The sequence below is a fragment of the Methylobacterium sp. Leaf88 genome (assembly GCF_001422795.1).
GTDB lineage: Bacteria > Pseudomonadota > Alphaproteobacteria > Rhizobiales > Beijerinckiaceae > Methylobacterium.
In genome coordinates, this window is the sequence record NZ_LMMK01000039.1 from 1 (window position 1) to 4135 (window position 4135).

Consider the following 4135-nt stretch of genomic DNA (forward strand, 5'->3'; position numbering starts at 1 on the left):
ACCAGCCTCGCGGCCAGTCTCATCACCTTCAACCAGATCAAACGGTTCTGTTAGGCGCTCTTAATGATCCGCCCGGACGCGAGACCCCAAGTCACCATACGAAAGCAACGTCTTCGAACGCCGATCAGAGCCCCGCATATGCCTATTCCGCCCGTTATCCGGAATGATAGACACATGCGGAGATCCGGCAGAGTACAGATTCCATCGCTAACCTGCATTAGGCAGTCGAAGAAGTTATTTTAAATTATCACAAAACCCGAATTTATATTTAAAGCGCTAAAATCTCTGCACCTATTCAATCATTGACAACGGCCAAACTGTACCTTTGATTTCATTGACCAATGCAGATTGCGACTGCTTGCGACGCCGTTTGAAATGGACTGTCTCTGGAGCCGGTTTGTGCGCTATACCCGCCGAAAAGGTAAGACAGTTCCAATGCCAGTCCTCATGACCAAATCCAATCCGCAAATTATTCTTTCGAAATGGAAATTTCTCATAAATCGATGCCTTCGCAAAAGCCATCGCATCCCAGTAATTACTCCATTCAAGATACCTGGAGTCAAAAAAAGTCGATTCGCTATCGACGTGCCACCAAATGTTGCGCTCATCACCGAAGATAATATTACAAGCAGAGTGCACAACAATCTCTTCACGCTGCCCCGCGAGGACGTATGCCTCCTGCAACCAATTGAAAGACCAAAGATCATCGGCATCTAAGAACGATACATACTCCCCACTTGAAAACTCAACGGCCCGGTTTCGGGCAAGTCCAGGATCACCCTCCTCCGTTGAATAAAACTGCGCATTAGAACCAAGAGCACTCTTTAGCACAGAGGCTGTTAATTCATCGGCATTATCAAGAATCACAACGATTTCAACAGGAATATCATAATTATTTCTGAAATATTTTATTGCCTCGATTGCACTTCGAGCCGAAACTGCGGCGATTAATCCTTCGCGATGAGCAGTAATTACAACCGAGATACCAAATCTCGTGTGTGAGGCATTATTTCTCATTGCGCTCTTCCCCCAAAATGATGTCTTCAAGATCTCTGACGTAAGTATCCCAATTATAGATTTGGGCGACCCGCTTTTGTAGTTCTATTGCACGCCTAACACGAGCATCTGGATTAGAAAGAAGGTCGCGAATCTGACGAATAGCGTCTTCGACACTGGCATCTGAGGCGATTGGCCAACCAGTTGTATCATTTATCAATTCAGGTACACCGCCAACTGAGCTCGCAATGATCGGCATACCCATCGCGCCAAACTCGAGCAATATAGTTGGCATTCCTTCCCATAAAGAAGTAAAGAGCAGGCCATCACAGTCGGTCAATGGAAGTTCGGAATAGGATTTGAATGGCGGGGAAAGCGTCAAATTGACAGGAAGATGCTCGCGCGAAGGCTCAACATCGAGGACTGCTTTGCCGAAACATTTGAACGTCACGTCTGGCATCGCTCTAGAAATATCCAGAACTAAATCAAAACGTTTTTGTTTATCAAGTCTTCCGGCCCAAATAATTGTAGGCTTGGATTTATTTCCACGACATTCCAACTGTTTTTCAGCAAGGCAAGTCTCGCTCGATGCAGACATCGTCGGCGTGAATAGGACCGCTAGTTTCTGTTTCATTTCGGGCGACAAACAATATCGCGCCTCAAGTCGATCTCTCAAATAACGCGTGTCAAAAACAGCCTTTCGCAAATAGGGAAGTATATTTGCGAAATAATCGATCGGATATCCAACTTCTCTTCCCTCTTGAGTTCGATCTGCACAGAAATAATAGCAATAGATATTCGTAATTTTGCTCAAGCGCGCGCCGTAATCCTTGAAAGTCTCGAAAGCCAATCTACTATTAACGTTGAAGACGTGCTTGGCTTCCAGGTGCCGGATCAGCTCGTACAAAACGCGCTTGCGAAGGTCCAGATCGAGCGGTCTGAGCCACTCAGACAAATCAATTGTGTGCAGACCAGGCGGAAACCAATCTGGACGCTCCCAATCAGAAGCATCCGTCCTAATCAAAATCGTGTCTCCGAAATTGGATAGAGCATGCGACAATACTCCACCGACAAAATCCGCACCACCAAGTTTACAGAAGGGAGTTAGTATGACGTTTTCATATTTTACTGAGAACTTTGATCGGATAAATGAATAAAATTGATAATTATCGTCGTGATAGGGAGCTTGATATGACGCCTGATAGACCTCGTGCTTATGTATGCTTGGGTCAAGTTGATGAGCCTGCTCGAAAATCTCATCCATTTTTGGCGAGCGCCAAAATTTCATTTGACCTTGAATGGCAGAAACGAAGTCGTGCTTCTCAAGCAAATCAGGCAGAAGCTCGTAGGTTGACCGCTTTCTATTTGGATAACCAGCATTACTCAAAGTAATTATGGGATGAAACCGCCGGCCCTCTTTAAAGCCATGCCGAATTAGGTGCAAAAACGGCCAGTCGGGATAGCTGACCAGATCGGGGTTTAACTCCAAATAATCAGGATCAGTGTACCAATCAACAGGACTAATTCTGTGTCTGACACCAAATTTTAGCCAATGCCGAAACCAATTATCTTGAGTGTGCCCCCTCTCAAGACCTCGCATTATCACTTGAGATCGATAGTATCCGTCATCATAAAATTTGCCCGGACTCAAACCCATGTGCAAATCATACGTGAGATACCGAAGTAGGCATTCAAAATCGCTTACCATATCAGTTAGGTTATGTCGTCTACGTATCACCCCAGGCGAAAACATCGGCAGTATTATACCTTGGAGCACTTCGTTAGTCGCTATGTCGGGATTATGCGATACAAGCTCTAAGACAGAACCAATAATGTCGGAGTGACTGTCCACAATTCTCTCAAAATTATATAGATCTCTCGTCAAGACACCAGTATCTTGACCAAACTCAACATAATGGACTAGTGGGCATATATCACTTCTATGTAAGTCATATTTGTCTATATAAAATCGCGAGTCAAACCAGGGACTAGGATTTCTTCCTTCACGCCATCCGAATTCAAGGTAATGTTGGAGCGGATCAATTCCGGCAAGTGCTATATCTGGATAGCTAGCTAGATAGTAATTTGAGTCAAATAGCTCTGAGCTTTTGCTACGCTGAGATGTATAATCGATCGAATGCTGATAGTTATCTTCGGCCGGCTCTTTGATTTCTAACCCCATGCCCCGTCCCATTTTACAGTAATGAATAAGGGGGCATGTGTCGGATTGGCCGGCTAAGTGAAGATTTAGATAATATTCTGTATCAAATTTAACGTTTGGATTACGGCCTTCTCGCCATCCGTGCTCAAGGTAGTGTTTTAGAGGATCAACACCTGCTTCGGCAACATCAAGATTGTTATTAAGATAATAGAGAGCATCAAATTCATCTTTAACTAGATTTTTTATCTCCTGAAGAGAATTGCCGCTTGGATTTTTTTTATATCCAATTACCGTTGAAATGCTCATTAAAGAATTTAATAGTCGGGATATCCTCACTTGGCCCTCATCCTTATGCGGTTTGGTGTGGTTGTCGGAGAGCCTTAGACGATTGGGTGCCAACCGTCGAGATACGTCAGGATGTCGACGTCATTTTGCAGGATAGACCCACGTCATACGTCTCGCTTCGGATGTGTAATCTTATAAGACCAGTTGGTGGAAGGTACCATGGGTCGTACGGCTCGCCCTGACGATATCTAGGGCTCAGCTTAGAGGCGTTTATGAACTCTCTGGCAGTTGCAGGGCTATCTGCGCACTAAGCAGACGAAGGCGACAACGTGGGGGTCTGCGAGCGTGCTGGGATAGCACACTCGTAGCCGTCGACGAGGCGGCGCAAGCGCGTCACTCAGAGGAAGGAGCGCTCGACCGCCCAGCGGCGCGGCGAGAGGACCAAGCCGCGCTTGGCCTCCGGCAGTTCAACGACCTCCTGTGTAATACCGTGCGAGCGAGCGAGCGACCTTGGCCTGCCTCGCGCCCGTTTAGCCATGTCAACAGAGGCCAGATCGACGCTGTCCCCGTCGGCAGCCCGCATGATTGTCGCCAGACGCCCCACCTAGGTGGCGTTGCCCAGAAGGTTGTTCTGAACCGCGCCGGGTTTCCCGGAGGCCCCAACTCTTGCGAGGATGGAGCCATGACCAAGCG

2 protein-coding genes are annotated in these 4135 nt (G+C 46.7%); both read right to left on the reverse strand.

All coding sequences use genetic code 11. From position 1 onward, the window contains the following. Positions 1–291 precede the first annotated feature (291 nt). A complete protein-coding gene (locus ASF20_RS23510) occupies positions 292–1017 on the reverse strand; it encodes a glycosyltransferase (protein WP_082501389.1) in 726 nt (241 codons plus the stop codon). Then, complete coding sequence (locus ASF20_RS23515) at positions 1007–3463, reverse strand: glycosyltransferase family 4 protein (RefSeq protein WP_082501390.1); 2457 nt, start codon at positions 3461–3463, stop codon at positions 1007–1009. Before ASF20_RS23515 ends, ASF20_RS23510 begins: the two co-directional genes overlap by 11 nt. Positions 3464–4135 lie beyond the last annotated feature (672 nt).

What these genes read in the sequence shown, in the direction of transcription:
- ASF20_RS23515 (WP_082501390.1), bottom strand. Translation starts at nt 3,463, where the DNA reads ATGAGCATTTCAACGGTAATTGGATATAAAAAAAATCCAAGCGGCAAT.
- ASF20_RS23510 (WP_082501389.1), bottom strand. Translation starts at nt 1,017, where the DNA reads ATGAGAAATAATGCCTCACACACGAGATTTGGTATCTCGGTTGTAATT.